This is a genomic window from Streptomyces sp. NPDC006739 (genome assembly GCF_042869815.1).
Taxonomy (GTDB): domain Bacteria; phylum Actinomycetota; class Actinomycetes; order Streptomycetales; family Streptomycetaceae; genus Streptomyces.
Genome location: NZ_JBIAGM010000012.1, coordinates 1 through 13824, shown reverse-complemented (window position 1 = coordinate 13824; position 13824 = coordinate 1). Strand labels below are relative to the sequence as shown.

Annotated in this window: 12 protein-coding genes; 3 read left to right on the top strand and 9 right to left on the bottom strand. The window is 69.5% G+C overall.

Annotated elements, in window-relative coordinates; all coding sequences use genetic code 11:
* Nucleotides 1-41: 41 nt before the first annotated feature.
* The 3 genes from ACFYMM_RS23410 to arc all read right to left on the bottom strand — a co-directional run bounded on the left by ACFYMM_RS23410 (nucleotide 42) and on the right by arc (nucleotide 3927).
* Complete coding sequence (locus ACFYMM_RS23410; RefSeq protein ID WP_388389596.1) at nucleotides 42-260, bottom strand: ubiquitin-like protein Pup; 219 nt, start codon at nucleotides 258-260, stop codon at nucleotides 42-44.
* 156 nt (nucleotides 261-416) lie between these two features.
* Entirely contained in the window at nucleotides 417-1928 is a 1512-nt protein-coding gene (gene dop, locus ACFYMM_RS23405; RefSeq protein WP_388389594.1) for a depupylase/deamidase Dop, read from the bottom strand.
* Nucleotides 1929-2160: 232 nt separating this feature from the next.
* Nucleotides 2161-3927, bottom strand: coding sequence for a proteasome ATPase (arc, locus tag ACFYMM_RS23400; RefSeq protein ID WP_388389592.1), 1767 nt, complete (start codon nucleotides 3925-3927; stop codon nucleotides 2161-2163).
* A 437-nt stretch (nucleotides 3928-4364) separates the two neighbouring features.
* Here arc and ACFYMM_RS23395 point away from each other — a divergent pair, with 437 nt between their 5' ends.
* Nucleotides 4365-4670 (top strand): ferredoxin, encoded by a 306-nt coding sequence (locus tag ACFYMM_RS23395; RefSeq protein ID WP_388389590.1) that lies wholly within the window; start codon nucleotides 4365-4367, stop codon nucleotides 4668-4670.
* Nucleotides 4671-4709: 39 nt separating this feature from the next.
* Here ACFYMM_RS23395 and ACFYMM_RS23390 read toward each other — a convergent pair whose 3' ends face one another.
* The 3 genes from ACFYMM_RS23390 to ACFYMM_RS23380 all read right to left on the bottom strand — a co-directional run bounded on the left by ACFYMM_RS23390 (nucleotide 4710) and on the right by ACFYMM_RS23380 (nucleotide 7966).
* Nucleotides 4710-5285, bottom strand: a complete 576-nt coding sequence (locus tag ACFYMM_RS23390) for a hypothetical protein (protein WP_388389587.1) — start codon at nucleotides 5283-5285, stop codon at nucleotides 4710-4712.
* Nucleotides 5286-5534: 249 nt separating this feature from the next.
* Nucleotides 5535-6437, bottom strand: coding sequence for a tRNA (adenine-N1)-methyltransferase (locus ACFYMM_RS23385; RefSeq protein ID WP_388389585.1), 903 nt, complete (start codon nucleotides 6435-6437; stop codon nucleotides 5535-5537).
* A 41-nt stretch (nucleotides 6438-6478) separates the two neighbouring features.
* On the bottom strand, nucleotides 6479-7966 hold the full coding sequence (locus tag ACFYMM_RS23380; RefSeq protein ID WP_388389583.1) for a site-2 protease family protein: 1488 nt from the start codon (nucleotides 7964-7966) through the stop codon (nucleotides 6479-6481).
* 175 nt (nucleotides 7967-8141) lie between these two features.
* On the opposite strand from ACFYMM_RS23380, the gene ACFYMM_RS23375 reads away from it, so the two are divergent.
* Nucleotides 8142-9230, top strand: coding sequence for a RecB family exonuclease (locus tag ACFYMM_RS23375; RefSeq protein ID WP_388389581.1), 1089 nt, complete (start codon nucleotides 8142-8144; stop codon nucleotides 9228-9230).
* Nucleotides 9231-9244: 14 nt separating this feature from the next.
* Nucleotides 9245-9916, top strand: coding sequence for a response regulator (locus tag ACFYMM_RS23370; protein WP_388389579.1), 672 nt, complete (start codon nucleotides 9245-9247; stop codon nucleotides 9914-9916).
* Nucleotides 9917-9995: 79 nt separating this feature from the next.
* On the opposite strand, the gene ACFYMM_RS23365 is transcribed toward ACFYMM_RS23370, so the two are convergent.
* The 3 genes from ACFYMM_RS23365 to ACFYMM_RS23355 all read right to left on the bottom strand — a co-directional run.
* Nucleotides 9996-11600: an ABC transporter substrate-binding protein gene (locus ACFYMM_RS23365; RefSeq protein WP_388389577.1), complete on the bottom strand. Its 1605-nt coding sequence runs from the start codon at nucleotides 11598-11600 to the stop codon at nucleotides 9996-9998.
* A gap of 430 nt (nucleotides 11601-12030) precedes the next feature.
* Complete coding sequence (locus ACFYMM_RS23360) at nucleotides 12031-12732, bottom strand: HAD family hydrolase (protein ID WP_388389575.1); 702 nt, start codon at nucleotides 12730-12732, stop codon at nucleotides 12031-12033.
* A gap of 129 nt (nucleotides 12733-12861) precedes the next feature.
* The coding region (locus ACFYMM_RS23355) for a vitamin B12 dependent-methionine synthase activation domain-containing protein (RefSeq protein ID WP_388389573.1) at nucleotides 12862-13824 on the bottom strand (963 nt) is incomplete at its 5' end.

The following is a 13824-nucleotide window of genomic DNA, read 5'->3' as shown; positions in this document are numbered from 1 at the left end:
CCCCGCTAGCCACCAGCCTTCGATTCCAAGGAAAAAGAGGCCTACTGGCCACCTTTTTGCACGAAGGAGCGAACGAAATCCTCTGCGTTCTCCTCGAGCACATCATCGATTTCGTCCAGGACGGAGTCCACGTCGTCGCTCAGCTTCTCGTGGCGCTCCTTGAGGTCCTCGGAGCCCTGCGCCTCCTGTGCCTGCTCCTCGACCTCTTCCGTGGAGCGCGTCGCCTTCTGCTGGCCGCCGCCGGTGTCCTTGGTCGCCATAACCCTCACCCCGCTCGGTTCGACGTTCGTGATCAGACCCTACAAGCAGGGTCCGACATCGGCCCCGCAGTTGACTCAACGTCCGGGGGCCACCTCGATGATTCCCGGACGCCGGCTTTTCCACCCTGCTGGGCCGAGCCGGTCCCGAGTACCCGCTCAGCCGCCTGACAGCACCCTGACCAGGTCTTCTGCCGTACGGCAGCGGTCCAGCAGCTCCTTGACGTGATTTCGCGTTCCGCGTAGTGGTTCGAGGGTTGGGACCCGCTGGAGGGAGTCCCGGCCCGGCAGGTCGAAGATGACCGAGTCCCAGGAGGCCGCCGCGACGTCGTCCGCGTACTGCTCCAGACAGCGTCCGCGGAAGTACGCGCGGGTGTCCTCAGGTGGCTTCGTACGGGCCCGCTCGACCTCCGCCTCGTCCAGCAGCCGCTTCATGCGTCCACGGGCCGCCAGACGGTTGTACAGGCCCTTCTCGGCCCGTACGTCGGCGTACTGGAGGTCGAGGAGGTGCAGCTTGGCCGCGTCCCAGTCGAGGCCGTCGCGGCGGCGGTAGCCCTCCATCAGTTCCCGCTTGGCGACCCAGTCGAGTTCGCCGGCGAGGCTCATCGGGTCGTTCTCCAGCCGGTTGAGGGTGTCCTCCCAGCGGGAGAGGACGTCCTTGGTCTGTTCGTCGGCGTCCGCCCCGAAGCGCTCCTCGACGTACTTGCGCGACAGCTCGAAGTACTCCATCTGCAACTGGACCGCGGTGAGTGTGCGACCGCTGCGCAGGGTGACCAGGCGCTTGAGGGTGGGGTCGTGGGAGACCTGGTGGAGGGTGCGTACGGGCTGGTCGACGGCCAGGTCGACGGCGATGAAGCCGTCCTCGATCATGGACAGGACCAGTGCGGTGGTGCCGAGCTTCAGGTAGGTGGAGATCTCCGACAGGTTCGCGTCGCCGATGATCACGTGGAGGCGGCGGTATTTCTCCGCGTCCGCGTGGGGTTCGTCCCGGGTGTTGATGATCGGGCGCTTCAGGGTGGTCTCCAGGCCGACCTCGACCTCGAAGTAGTCCGCGCGCTGGCTGAGCTGGAAGCCGTGCTCGTGGCCGTCCTGGCCGATGCCGACGCGGCCCGCCCCGGTGACGACCTGGCGGGAGACGAAGAACGGCGTGAGGTGGCGCACGATGTCCGAGAAGGCGGTTTCCCGCTTCATCAGGTAGTTCTCGTGGGTGCCGTAGGAGGCCCCCTTGTTGTCGGTGTTGTTCTTGTAGAGGTGGATCGGCTGGGCGCCCGGGAGCTGTGCGGCGCGCTCGGCGGCCTCGGCCATGATCCGTTCGCCGGCCTTGTCCCAGAGGACGGCGTCGCGGGGGTTGGTGACCTCCGGTGCGCTGTACTCGGGGTGTGCGTGGTCCACGTAGAGCCGGGCGCCGTTGGTGAGGATCACGTTGGCGAGGCCGATGTCCTCGTCGGTGAGCTGGCTGGAGTCGGCGGCCTCTCGGGCGAGGTCGAAGCCTCGCGCGTCCCGCAGCGGGTTCTCCTCCTCGAAGTCCCAGCGGGCCCGTCGGGCCCGGTGCATCGCCGCCGCGTAGGCGTTGACGATCTGGGACGAGGTGAGCATGGCATTGGCGTTGGGGTGACCGGGGACGGAGATCCCGTACTCCGTCTCGATGCCCATTACTCGCCGTACGGTCATGCGGCCCTCCTTGCCCGGCGGCACCCTCGGTCGTGGACGCCGCTCAAGTACCGCTGGCGCTCCGGTGCGTGTGCGGTGCCCGTCCCCGCACTGCGCGACTCGGCGGTAGGAAAGAGCCTAGAACGCCTTTGCGCTGGTGGGGAGATCATTTGCGTCATTGCCTGCTCCAGCCGTGGCCGGAAAAACAGTCGGCTGCGGGTACCCGGTGAGGGCACCCGCAGCCGCCCTGCTTTTACAGGTACTGGCCGGTGTTCGCCACCGTGTCGATGGAGCGCCCGGTGTCCGCGCCCTGCTTTCCGGTGATGAGGGTGCGGATGTAGACGATCCGCTCGCCCTTCTTTCCGGAGATGCGGGCCCAGTCGTCCGGGTTGGTGGTGTTGGGCAGGTCCTCGTTCTCCTTGAACTCGTCCACGCAGGCCTGGAGCAGGTGGGAGACGCGGAGGCCCTTCTGGTCGTGCTCCAGGAAGTCCTTGATCGCCATTTTCTTGGCGCGGCCCACGATGTTCTCGATCATGGCGCCGGAATTGAAGTCCTTGAAGTAGAGGACTTCCTTGTCGCCGTTGGCGTAGGTGACCTCCAGGAAGCGGTTTTCCTCGGATTCTGCGTACATGTGTTCCACTGCCGTCTGGATCATGCTCTGGACGGTGGTGGCCTTGCTGCCGCCGTGCTCGCCGAGGTCGTCGCCGTGCAGCGGGAGGCGCTCGGTGAGGTACTTGCCGAAGATGTCCTTGGCGGCTTCGGCGTCGGGGCGCTCGATCTTGATCTTCACGTCGAGGCGGCCGGGGCGCAGGATGGCGGGGTCGATCATGTCCTCGCGGTTGGAGGCGCCGATCACGACCACGTTCTGCAGGCCTTCCACGCCGTCGATCTCGGCGAGCAGCTGCGGGACGATGGTGTTCTCCACGTCCGAGCTGACACCGGAGCCGCGGGTGCGGAAGAGGGATTCCATCTCGTCGAAGAAGACGATCACGGGGGTGCCCTCGCTGGCCTTCTCGCGAGCACGCTGGAAGACGAGGCGGATCTGCCGCTCGGTCTCGCCGACGTACTTGTTGAGCAGCTCGGGGCCCTTGATGTTGAGGAAGAAGCTCTTGCCGGCGGCCTGGCCGGTGACCTCGGCGACCTTCTTGGCGAGCGAGTTGGCGACGGCCTTGGCGATGAGCGTCTTGCCGCATCCGGGAGGTCCGTAGAGGAGGACTCCCTTCGGCGGGCGCAGCTCGTGCTCCTTGAAGAGGTCGGGGTAGAGGTACGGCAGCTCGACCGCGTCGCGGATGGCCTCGATCTGGCCGCCGAGGCCGCCGATCTGCTCGTAGCCGATGTCGGGGACCTCTTCGAGGACGAGTTCCTCGACCTCGCTCTTGGGGACGATCTCGTAGACGTAGCCGGAGCGGGGTTCGAGCAGCAGGGCGTCGCCGGGGCGGATGGTGACGTCCAGCAGCGGCTCGGCGAGCCGTACCACCCGTTCCTCGTCGGTGTGCCCGAGCACTAGGGCCCGCTCGCCGTCCTCGAGGATCTCCTTGAGGGTGACGATGTCCCCGACGCGCTCGAACTCCATGGCTTCGACCACGTTGAGCGCTTCGTTGAGCATGACTTCCTGGCCGCGCCTGAGGTCGTCGACCTCGACGCTGGGGCTGACGTTCACCCGCAGTTTGCGGCCGCCGGTGAAGATGTCGGCGGTGCCGTCCTCGTTGGCCTGCAGGAAGACGCCGAAGCCGGCCGGTGGCTGAGCGAGCCGGTCGACTTCCTCCTTGAGGGCCACGATCTGGTCGCGGGCCTCGCGGAGTGTGTTGGCGAGTCGCTCGTTCTGGGCGGACACGCCGGCCAGGTTGGTCTGCAGCTCGACGATCCGCTCTTCGAGAATCCTCGTGTGCCGCGGAGAGTCGGCGAGCTTGCGTCGCAGGACGGCGATCTCCTGCTCAAGGTAGGCAATCTGCCCGGCCGGGTCGTCGGACCCTCGTCCCGGGCGGATGCCGCGGTTCATGTCGTCGTCGTGGGCTGCCACGGTCCTCACCTCCTCCAAGGGGAGCTGGACGCTTCCAGACCCTACCTGGGTGGGTGTCGATTGAAACCCCTAGATCACAAAGACTGTCAAGGTGTGTCGTCGGTCACCCGGTGCGCTCTCCCTCACGCCGAGGGATACCCACTCAACGTGATTCGGAAGCCGCCTGTTCCACGCCTGGAGAGGTCAAAACCCTTCGCGGGTGGGCGGAGTTGTCCGGTCCGGGGTCCGCTGTGGCTGGTCGGGCGGGTGCGGGCGGGGCCCGCGGGCGTTTTCCGATCATGACACAGAGCGACGATGTCGGTGGGATGTGTCACGGTATGGCGGTGTTCGGGGGGCCGGGGGTGGTGGCCGGGCGGAGGTAGGGTCGAGTGGTTCAACGTCCGTCGGAGCTGGCCGGATTCCTCCCGTCCGGCTCGGCGCACCGATCGGCAGGAGGGATGACCGTGCAGCAGGAGGCCCCGGGCGGCAGCGAGGCGCTGGAGGTCTGGATCGACCAGGACCTGTGTACGGGCGACGGGATCTGCGCCCAGTACGCCCCTGAGGTGTTCGAGCTGGACATCGACGGGCTGGCCTATGTGAAGGGCGCGGACGACGAGCTGCTGCAGGCCGAGGGGGCCACAACGCCCGTGCCGCTGCCCCTGCTCACGGACGTGGTGGACTCGGCGAAGGAGTGCCCGGGTGAGTGCATCCATGTGCGCCGGGTTTCGGACAAGGTCGAGGTGTACGGCCCGGACGCCGAGTGATTCTCTGATCGTCCTCGAGTCCGGGGCGCTTCGGGGCGTTCACACGCTGTGGGCCGCCGCCGGCGTGGAGCGGACGAAAGCGGTGCCGTTCCACTGCCACTTGGCGCCGGTCTTCAGGTCGGGGCAGCAATTGGGTACGTCGGACGAGGAGTAGCCGAGCAGGGTGGCGCGGACGGTTCCCGCGCGGACGGTGAAGTCCGCGACGGTGAGCCGGTCCTTGGGGGCGACGAGGGTGGCCACGACCCGGGGTGCGCCGCCGTCGGCGGCGCGGGTGAGGACGTAGACGCCGTCCGGTGGGGTGCCCATCGCGGTGTCGCAGTGCACCACGGCGACCGTCTCGGGTCTGCCGTCGCCGTCGAGGTCTCCGGACGCTTTCTTGACCACCAGGGCCTTGGCGTTTCCGCAGCTGAGGGGGAAGTCGACGCCGGTGGTGCCGGGGGCGGCGGCCGCGGGTGCGGATTTTGTTTCCGGGGCGCCGGGCTGGGCGGCCTTGGCCGAGCCGGGCTGCAGGACGGAGGAGAGGGCGACCACACCGGCGACGGCCGTGGCGGTGGCGACCCAGTGGAGGGGCGTGGTGTGGGTGTGGGCTAGCTCCGGAACGGCGGATTGCTGCACTAGGAGTGTCTCCTGTGAGGGCTGTGCCGGTGGGGTGGCCAGCATGGTGCCACACGTCACAGTGCGGGGGAACGGCGGGGTCCGGAATTCCGCAGGTGGGATGGGTCGGAGAGGCCGGATCGGGGCAGAACGCGGTTTCTGCTCCGGTGGCTTGACGCCCGGTCAATGCGCGAGCGCCGGGGCTCAGTTCCGGGTGGGTGGTGGGAACTGTGTCTCGGCGCTCGTGCGTTGGAGTGTGCGGGCGGCGGGTCAGCGGCCGGCGCCGCCGTCGGCGTTGGGGCCGGCGTAGTCCTCGCCGTAGGCGCCCTTGGCGGGGCGGCGGCGGCGCATGGGGGGCTCGACGCCGTCGGCGAGGCGGCGGGCGGTGAGCAGGAAGCCGGTGTGGCCGATCATCCGGTGGTCGGGGCGGACGGCCAGGCCCTCGATGTGCCAGTTGCGGATCATCGTCTCCCAGGAGGTCGGCTCGTTGAAGCAGCCGATCTCGCGGATGGACTCCACGGTCCGGGCGAGCTGCGTGGTGGTGGCCACGTAGCAGCACACGATGCCGCCGGGGACGAGTGCCTTGGAGACGGCCTCCAGGCACTCCCAGGGGGCGAGCATGTCGAGGATGACGCGGTCGACGTCGGTGTCGGACAGGTTGTCCTGGAGGTCGCCGACGGTGAGCTGCCAGGCGGGGTGGGGGCCGCCGAAGTAGCGCTCGACGTTCTGCTTGGCGATCTCGGCGAAGTCCTCGCGGCGCTCGTAGGAGTGCAGCATGCCCTGGTCGCCGATGGCGCGCAGCAGGAAGCTGCTGAGCGAGCCGGAGCCGACGCCGGCCTCGACGACGCGTGCGCCGGGGAAGATGTCGGCGAAGGCGAGGATGTGCCCCGCGTCCTTGGGGTAGACGACGGCTGCCCCGCGGGGCATGGACAGGACGTAGTCGGGGAGCAGGGGGCGCAGCGCGAGGTAGGCGACGTTTCCGGTGGTGCGGACAACGCTGCCCTCGGGAGCGCCGATCAGTTCGTCGTGCGGGAAGGAACCCTTGTGGGTGTGGAAGTTCTTCCCGGCTTCGAGCGTGAACGTGTAGTGGCGGCCCTTGGGGTCGGTCAGCTGAACCTGGTCCCCGACCTTGAAGGGCCCGCGCCTGCGGGCGGCACCGGTCGGTTCGGACATGTGACCAGACTACCGGCGTTTGCGTGGGCCGCCGACCACGGTCAGGGGGTGGGGCGGGCCATGGCTTTCACGAAGGCGCGTTCGACGTCGGCGGCGGACAGGACGCCGTAGATCTCGCCGGTCTCCTCGACCACGAGGTACTCGGTGGCGGGGGTGGCGCGCAGGACGTCGAGGAGTTCCTCTCCGGCCAGTTCGGCGGAGACGCGCATGCCGTCGGTGAGTTCCTGGGCGAGTCCGCTGACGGCCACCCAGGGGCGGCGGTGTTCGGGTACGCCGACGATGGCGGCCTCGCGGACGAGGGAGAGGGGGGTGCCGTCGGCGTCGACGACGACGAGGGCGCGGGCGCCGGCGGCGTTGGCGCGGCGCAGGGCCTCGGAGAGGGGGGTGTCGTTCTCGACGGGGACGGCGCGGCGGGTGAGGGCGCGGGCGCGCAGTTCGGGGAGGTGTTCGCGCAGGCGGGCCATGCGCAGGCTGTTGCCGGCGCCGGTCCAGATGATGGCGGCGAGGATGGCGGCGAGCAGCGCGTCGGTGACGGTGTCCATGCCGCTGATGTCCTGGCCGCTGTTTCCGAGGGCGCCGGACTGGTTGAGCACGGGGAGGCCGACGAGGACGGACAGTGCGAGGGCGCGGCCGACCCAGGCGGCGGCGATGGTGCCGCTCATGGGTTTGCCGGTGATCTTCCAGACGACGGCGCGGAGCATGCGGCCGCCGTCGAGGGGGAGGCCGGGCAGGAGGTTGAAGGCGGCCACGATGAGGTTGGAGATCATCAGGCCGGCCAGCAGGACGCCGGGGACGGTGCCGGGCTGGACGGGCTTCATGGCCAGGTAGAAGACACCGGCCAGGATGAGGGAGAACAGGGGGCCGACGAAGGCGAGGACGAATTCGCGGCCGGGGGTCTCGGCCTCCTTCTCGATCTCGGAGACGCCGCCGAAGAACTGGAGCTGGATGCGGCGGACCGGGAGTTCGAACCGGATGGCGGCGACCGTGTGGGCCAGCTCGTGGACCAGGACGGAGGCGTAGAAGGCGACGGCGAAGAAGAGGGAGACCAGGTAGCGGGCGGCGCCCAGGTCGGGCAGGACGCGGTCGAGCTGGCCGCCGAAGACCCAGGTGATCAGCGCGGCGACGAGGAACCAGCTGGGCGCCACGTAGACGGGTACGCCGAAGGGGCGGCCCATGAGCAGTCCGCCGCCGGGTTCCTTGGGGCGCTGGGGCGGTTTGCCCTTGGCGATGCCGGATTCGGCGTGGGAGCGGGGTTCGGGGCCGTCGGCGGGGGTGGTGTCCGCGGTGTCGTCGGCGGCGGTTTCGGGCTCGCCGGTGCCGTGGGGGGCGTCGGTGGGGTCGGTGGCGTCGGGGTCGCCGGTGCCATGGGGGGCGTCGGTGGGGTCGGTGGCGTCGGGGTTCTCGGGAGTGGGGGCGTCGTCGGGCCGCGGCCCGGGGTGTTCGGTGGCCGGGGCCGTAGGACCTGCGGGGTGCTCGGCCGGCTCGTCGTTGCCGGACCGCGGCTGCCCGCTCCCGCCGCTCACGTCCACGGTGTCCCCTCGTTCGAAGCGTCCTCCGCGCCTGCCGGGCGGAGGGGTCTGCGGTCGATGGTATGCGTCCGTCGTACGGCGTTCCGCTCCGGCACCCCTGAGTCCGCCCGCCCCGCCCGGCGGACGCGGCATGCGACTGGGTCACTGTCAGTGGCGGCCCGTATGGTCTGTGGTCATGGACAGCAGCATCGAGGGGGCGCCGGGCGCCCGGGACGGCGAGGGCGCCGAGGCGGCTCCGGCGGGGTCGGCGGATCCGACGGGCGGGGGTCCGCCCGGGTCGGCGGCCGCCGTCGCGGTGTCCGCGGCGGGCGAGCCGGCGCGGACGGAGCCGCTCGGCGCGGCGACGGACACCGACCCGGCCGCGGGCACCGGTGCGGGCACGGGGGGCACGGGGGTTCCGGCCGGCCGGCCGGCCGCCGCGCCCGCCTCGTTGTCGCCGTCCCGCGCCGGTGACTTCATGCAGTGTCCGTTGCTGTACCGGTTCCGGGTGATCGACCGGCTGCCGGAGAAGCCGAGCGCGGCGGCGACGCGGGGCACCCTCGTGCACGCGGTGCTCGAGCGGCTGTTCGACGCGCCCGCGGCGGAGCGGACCGCGCCGCGTGCCAAGTCGCTGATCCCCGGGCAGTGGGACCGGTTGCGGGAGACGAAGCCCGAGGTGGTGGAGCTGTTCGCGGACGATCCCGGGGGCGAGCGGCTGGCCCGGTGGCTGGAGGAGGCCGAGCGGCTGGTCGAGCGCTGGTTCACCCTGGAGGACCCGACCCGGCTGGAGCCGGCCGAGCGGGAGCTGTTCGTGGAGGCCGAGCTGGACTCGGGCCTGCGGCTGCGCGGGATCATCGACCGGGTCGACGTCGCCCCGACCGGCGAGGTGCGGATCGTCGACTACAAGACCGGTAAGGCCCCCCGGCCGGAGTACGCGGAGGGCGCGCTGTTCCAGATGAAATTCTATGCGCTGGTGGTGTGGCGGCTGAAGAACGTCGTCCCGCGCCGGCTGCAGCTCGTCTACCTCGGCAGCGGTGACGTCCTCACCTACGACCCCGACCTGGCGGACCTGCGGCGCGTCGAGCGCAAGCTGCTCGCCCTGTGGGAGGCCATCCGGGAGGCCACCGAGACGGGCGAGTGGCGGCCGCGGCCGACGAAGCTGTGCGGCTGGTGCGATCACCAGGAGCACTGCCCGGAGTTCGGCGGCACTCCCCCGCCCTACCCCCTGCCGGTGAGGGCGGCCGAGTCCGGTGCCGTGCCGCAGGGCAGAATGGGCGCGGACTAGCGAAGGAGACTTACGTGGCCATCCGCGTCCTACTGGTCGACGACCAGCCCCTGCTGCGTACCGGCTTCCGGATGATCCTGGAGGCCGAGCAGGACATCGCGGTCGTGGGCGAGGCCGGGGACGGCCTCCAGGCCCTCGACCAGGTGCGCGTCCTGCAGCCCGATGTGGTGCTGATGGACATCCGCATGCCGCGCATGGACGGGGTGGAGGCGACCCGGCAGATCACCGGCCCCGGCCGTGACGGCCCGGCGAAGGTGCTCGTGCTGACCACGTTCGACCTCGACGAGTACGTGGTGGAGGCCCTGCGGGCCGGGGCGAGCGGCTTCCTGCTGAAGGACGCGCCCGCCGACGAACTCGTCCAGGCGATCCGGGTGGTGGCCGGGGGCGAGGCCATGCTCGCGCCCAGCATCACCCGCCGGCTGCTGGACAAGTACGCCACCCATCTGCCGTCCGGCGAGGAGCCGGTGCCGGACACGCTGAACACGCTCACCGACCGTGAGGTCGAGGTGCTGAAGCTGGTGGCCCGGGGGCTGTCGAACGCGGAGATCGCCGCCGATCTGTTCGTCAGCGAGACCACCGTGAAGACGCATGTCGGGCATGTGCTGACCAAGCTGGGACTGCGCGACCGGGTGCAGGCGGCGGTGTACGCGTACGAGAGCGGGCTGGTGCGTCCCGGCGCGCAGTAGCGGCGGCGGACACCTCATGAGCGCGAAGGGCGCCCTCTCCCCTGGAGTGGGCGCCCTTCGGCTCGGCCGGTGCTCCGGATCAGCCGCTCACGCCACGGCTCAGCTCCCACAGCTGGAGGGTGGAGGACGAGTTGAGCGCGTAGGAGACGCCCGTGATGTTGTCACGTGCGGCGACGTACTGCTTGCCCTGCCACAGGGGCAGCACGGGGACGTCGTCGGCGACCTTGTCCTGGATCTCCGTGAGGCTGCTGGAGGCGGTGAGGCGGTCGGCCTGGCGGCGGGAATTCGGGATCAGCGTGTGCTGGATGAGCGGGTTGTTGTACGGCGAGCCGAGGAAGTTGTCCTTGTCGAGGAAGGGCGCCAGGAAGTTGTCGGCGTCCGGGAAGTCGGGGAACCAGCCCATGCCGTAGACGTCGTACTTGCCCTTCTTCTCGGCGGGCCGGAAGGTCTCCCAGGGCGAGCCCTGGATGGTGACGTCGAACAGGCCGCTGTCGTTCAGCTGCTTCTGCAGGACCTCGAACTCCTGCTTGGTGGCGGCGCCGTAGTGGTCGGTGGTGTAGTGCAGGGTCACCTTCACCGGGGTGGTGATGTTGGCCGCGGCGAGCAGGGCCTTGGCCTTGGTGGCGCTGGGCTCGCCGTACTTGTTGAAGAACGAGTTGGAGTGGCCGGTGACGGTGGCCGGGACCAGCGAGTACAGCGCTTCGGCCTGGGAGCCGTAGACCTTGGAGACGAGTTCGCCGCGGTTGATGATCTGGGCCATCGCCTGGCGCACGGCCTTGTTCTTCACCGTGGGGGCGTTGGTGTTGAAGGCCAGGTAGCGGATCTCCAGGCCGGGCATCTCGACCAGGTCGACCTTGCTGTCGGAGCCGGCGTCGAGCTTCTGGATCTGCGAGGGCGTCATCGTGCGGGTCATGACGTCGATGTCGCCCTTGTCGATGGCGGTGCCCATGGCGGCCGCGTCGTCGTAGGAGCGCATCACGACCTTGTCGTTGGCGACCTGCACACTGCCCTTGTAGTTGGGGTTCTTGGTGAAGGTGGCCTGGACGATGGCGTTGTTCTTGACGTCGGCCTGGAAGGTGTAGGGGCCGGAGCCGTCCATGGAGAAGCCGTCGCGCAGCTTGTCCTTCGGGTAGTCCTTGGGGTTGATGATGCCCGCCACCGGCGTGGACAGCTTGTACGGGAAGGTGGCGTCGGCCGCGTTGAGGTGGAAGATGACCTCGCGGTCCCCCTGGGTCTCGACGGTGTCGATGGTGGACAGCAGGGCGAACACACCGCTGTCGGCCTTGATCCGCAGGGCTCGCTCGATGGAGTACTTGACGTCCTGGGCGGTGACGGGGTCACCGTTGGCGAACTTGAGGCCGTCGCGCAGCTTGCAGGCGTAGCGCTCGTTGCCGCTGTCGGTGAAGGCGCAGCTCTCGGCGGCCTCGGGCACGGGGTTGCCCTCGCCCTTGGGCTGGGTCATCAGGGTCTGCACGCTCTGGCGCAGGATGTTCCAGGTGCCGACGTCATAGGCGTAGGCCGGGTCGAGCGGCGCGGGGGCGTCGCTGGTGGCCGTGAACCGGTCCGTGGTGCCGACGACGATGGCGCCGCCGCTCTTGCTCCCGCTGCCGGATCCGCCACAGGCGGCGAGAACCGGCGTGAGCAGGCCGGCCACTGCCGGCAGCACCAAAGTCTTGCGGTTCATGCGGGAGTTTCTCCAGAGCTGTTCGATTCCGTGTATCCGCCATGCATGGGTGGTGCGGCGGACTACGGGGGTTACGGCGATGTTCTCGCGACGAGATTAGTCCGCACCCGGACCGGGGTTCACGGTTGCGTGAGTCGGGCAGCCATCACGGAGTGAAACCGGGTGTGGACGCACCGAAAACCCGACAGCGGCAGGATTAGTGCAGCGTTCCATGAATCGGGACACAAGGTCCCGCCGGACCCCCCTGAACGGGGGTGACCTGCACACGTTGCGCAACGATGTCGACCCATCGCGAAGTGGGAAACGTCACACTTCCAACTGCGTTGAACGTTACCGGAATTCGGGCACGCGGTCCGCTTTTTATTCGCCTGGGTGTACTGCCACGAATTTTTGTCCAAGATCCCACGGGCTTTGCACGCTGGGTGAACGATCAGCGCGGCTGGGTCATCAGACCGCGCAGAAATGCGAGGTCGACCTCTTCCAGGGAGGTCACGACGGTGCGGCGTTCGCCGGGGGCGATGGGTGCCACGGACGGTACGGCGACCACGTGACAGCCCGCCGCCTCGGCGGCGGCGACGCCGGTGGCGGTGTCCTCGACGACGGCGCATCTGGTGGGGTCGGCGCCGAGTCCGGCGGCGGCGAGCAGATACGGGTCCGGGTAGGGCTTGGTGCGCGAGACCTCGTCCCCGGCGATGGAGAGGCTGAAGTGCTCGGGGCCCAGGGAGGCCATCACCCGGTCGATGATGCGCCGGTGCGAGGCGGAGACCAGGGCGGTGGGGACGCTCTGCTCGTACAGCTCGGCCAGCAGGCGGGCGGCGCCCGGCATCAGCGGCAGCGTGCGCCCGATGCGGTCCTCGAAACCGTCGTTGAGCAGGACCGTCAGCTCGGCGAGGGTGATGTCGGCGCCGGTGGCCTCGATCAGGAAGCCGGCGCTGCGGGTCATGGGGCCGCCGACGACCACGTGCCGCCACGACTCGTCCAGGCGGTGCCCGAGGCCGGCGAAGACCTCGGCCTCGACCTCCCACCAGAAGCCCTCGGTGTCCACCAGGGTGCCGTCCATGTCGAGGAGCACCGCCTGCAGGGCGGAGCCCTCGGCCGTACGGGTTCCGAGCGCGGGGACCGTGCTGGTCATCCTGGCGCACCTCCTTGAGGGACGATCAGGCCGGTTCCCGAGCGGGAACCGGCCTGCGGTGGATCGACCAGTGTACGACTCCGGCGACAAAAACGCCTCGTCCGCCACTCGCGGCGGCTCGTCGTGGGTTCAGCGGGCGTTGAAGTACTTCGCCTCCGGGTGGTGGATCACGATGGCGTCCGTGGACTGCTCGGGGTGCAGCTGGAACTCCTCGGACAGGTGGACGCCGATCCGTTCCGGCTGGAGAAGTTCCGCGATCTTGGCGCGGTCCTCCAGGTCGGGGCAGGCGCCGTAGCCCAGGGAGAAACGGGCGCCCCGGTACTTCAGGGCGAACATGTCCTCCATGTCGGCCGGGTCCTCGCCGGCGTAGCCCAGCTCGGCGCGGACGCGGGCGTGCCAGTACTCGGCGAGGGCCTCGGCCAGCTGCACGGACAGGCCGTGCAGTTCGAGGTAGTCACGGTAGGAGTTGGACTCGAAGAGCCTGGCGGTCTCCTCGCCGATGCGGGAGCCGACGGTGACGACCTGGAGGCCGACGACGTCGGTCTCCCCGGACTCCTCCGGGCGGAAGAAGTCGGCCAGGCACAGCCGGCGGCCGCGGCGCTGGCGCGGGAAGGTGAACCGGGTGCGCTCGTTGCCGCGCTCGTCCAGGATGATCAGGTCGTCGTCCTTGGAGACGCAGGGGAAGTAGCCGTAGACGACGGCGGCTTCGAGGAGGTTCTCGGTCTGCAGCCGGTCGAGGAGACCGCGCAGACGCGGCCGGCCCTCGGTCTCGACCAGTTCCTCGTACGTCGGCCCGTCCCCGGTGCGGGCCTGCTTCAGCCCCCACTGGCCCTTGAACAGCGCGCCCTCGTCCAGCCAGCTGGCGTACTCCTTGAGCTGGATGCCCTTGACGATCCGGGTGTCCCAGAACGGCGGGGCCGGCACCGGGTTGTCGGTGGCGACGTCGGACCGGACGTTGCCCTCCTGCGGGATCTCCTCGGTGTCCACGGTCGCGGTCGCGCGTACCCGTCGTTGTTTGAGTTCGGGGAGCTTGGCGCCGGGGACACCGCGTTTGACGCCGATCAGGGCGTCCATCAGACGCAGGCCCTCGAA

What these genes read in the sequence shown, in the direction of transcription:
- ACFYMM_RS23365 (WP_388389577.1), bottom strand. Translation starts at nt 11,600, where the DNA reads ATGAACCGCAAGACTTTGGTGCTGCCGGCAGTGGCCGGCCTGCTCACG.
- ACFYMM_RS23375 (WP_388389581.1), top strand. Translation starts at nt 8,142, where the DNA reads ATGGACAGCAGCATCGAGGGGGCGCCGGGCGCCCGGGACGGCGAGGGC.
- ACFYMM_RS23360 (WP_388389575.1), bottom strand. Translation starts at nt 12,732, where the DNA reads ATGACCAGCACGGTCCCCGCGCTCGGAACCCGTACGGCCGAGGGCTCC.
- ACFYMM_RS23395 (WP_388389590.1), top strand. Translation starts at nt 4,365, where the DNA reads ATGACCGTGCAGCAGGAGGCCCCGGGCGGCAGCGAGGCGCTGGAGGTC.
- ACFYMM_RS23410 (WP_388389596.1), bottom strand. Translation starts at nt 260, where the DNA reads ATGGCGACCAAGGACACCGGCGGCGGCCAGCAGAAGGCGACGCGCTCC.
- dop (WP_388389594.1), bottom strand. Translation starts at nt 1,928, where the DNA reads ATGACCGTACGGCGAGTAATGGGCATCGAGACGGAGTACGGGATCTCC.
- ACFYMM_RS23385 (WP_388389585.1), bottom strand. Translation starts at nt 6,437, where the DNA reads ATGTCCGAACCGACCGGTGCCGCCCGCAGGCGCGGGCCCTTCAAGGTC.